We start from the raw sequence: 1,505 nt of genomic DNA, 5'->3' as shown, positions 1-1,505 counted from the left end.
GGGGAAAAGAGCACCAAACAGGTTACGCTGTGGTTGTCTCTTACCTATTCCTATTCTTTGGGATGGTCCCCACAGTTTTCCGGATTTTGCAAGAGAAAACGCTTATCTTTTCCTGCAGGATTTTTTACTGAGGAACGAATGCTGAAAGGAGAGGGGCATGAACCAACGGGAAGCATTTTATATTCATCAAATTCAGGATGATTTTTTACCCTATTGGTTGCAGTTTGTGGACAAAGAGCATGGCGGAATTCTGAACTGTATTAATAACAATGGGGATCAAAGATTCAGCGATTTCAAATTCACTTGGTCTCAAGGACGGTGGTTGTGGGTACTATCCCGAGTATATCGGCTGGCTAAGCAGGGTGTGTTGGATAAAGTGGACCCAAGGGCTCTGGAACCTTTAATGGAGGGAACCTTCCGTTTTTTGGCGGACAAAGCGGTTTATGGACCCGAGGATATTTGTTGTTATTTATTGACCAGAGAAGGAGAAAAAGTAGTCGATAAAGCGACAAATCGTTACGATGCAAGCATCTATGCGGATTGCTTCGCGCTCATTGGAACGGCTCAGTATGCCAAGATGACTTCCAATGCGCAGGCTGCTGATTTGGCACATCGTTTATATCGCAGTATTACAAAACGAGTGGAGAATGGAAACTATCTTACAGAGCCTTATCCGGTGCCCGATGGTTACCAGGTACATAGCATTCCTATGATTTTGATTAATACTGTGCAAGAATATATGGATATGTGCCGCGCTTTTGGATTGGATGTAACGGAGCCGGAGGCCTATGTGCGCAGCAAAGTCCGTTTTATCTTGGATGTTTTGTACGATGGAACCGGCCTGATTCGAGAGCATATTTCAGACGATGCGAGTTATGTTCGTCTTTTAAACCGACACATCACACCCGGTCATACATTAGAAGATGCGTGGTTTTGGTTGGAATTTTTGCAAGAGTATGGCGGATTGGAAGAGGATTTGCCACGCATTTGTCAAATCGTTCAACGCACCTTCCTTCTTGGCTGGGATGAAAGTTATGGCGGACTGTTACGTTTTGTGGACCGGGAAGGCGGAAAGCCCCAAGGAACGCGTATTGGTACACCGTATGAGGATCTGATTGTTGACACATGGGATATGAAACTGTGGTGGCCCCATTCCGAAATGTTGTATGTGTTTACTTATTTGTATCATTTGACTGGTGATGAAGAATTTGAGCAGATGTATCAGAAGTCGGCACAGTATGTTTTTTCCACATTTCCAAATCAAGCGTTAGGTGAGTGGATACAGATTCGACAGCGGGACGGAAGTCCTCAGGACAAACTAGTAGCGCTGCCCGTAAAAGATCCATTTCATATTTTGAGAAATTTCATCAAAATAGTGGAATTGTTTGAGAAAGAGGGAACCTGACCATGGAACTTGGAACAGCTAAGCGCGCCATTACGCCACCTAAGCCAGTACGTATGGCGGGATATGCTACGCGAACTTCTGTGTTTGATGGCGTATTGGA

General features: G+C 44.7%; 2 protein-coding genes. Both read left to right on the top strand.

Annotation, left to right across the window (positions count from 1 at the left end; translation table 11 throughout):
• The coding region (locus AB5H98_RS13490; protein WP_367926395.1) for a hypothetical protein at positions 1 to 201 on the top strand (201 nt) is incomplete at its 5' end.
• Complete coding sequence (locus AB5H98_RS13485; protein ID WP_367926394.1) at positions 158 to 1,405, top strand: AGE family epimerase/isomerase; 1,248 nt, start codon at positions 158 to 160, stop codon at positions 1,403 to 1,405. The genes AB5H98_RS13490 and AB5H98_RS13485, both read left to right, overlap by 44 nt.
• Positions 1,406 to 1,505: the final 100 nt, after the last annotated feature.

Source organism: uncultured Ruthenibacterium sp. (genome assembly GCF_963558415.1).
Lineage (GTDB): Bacteria > Bacillota > Clostridia > Oscillospirales > Ruminococcaceae > Ruthenibacterium.
The sequence above is the reverse complement of the archived record's forward strand: the minus strand, read 5'-3'. Positions and strand labels throughout refer to the sequence as shown.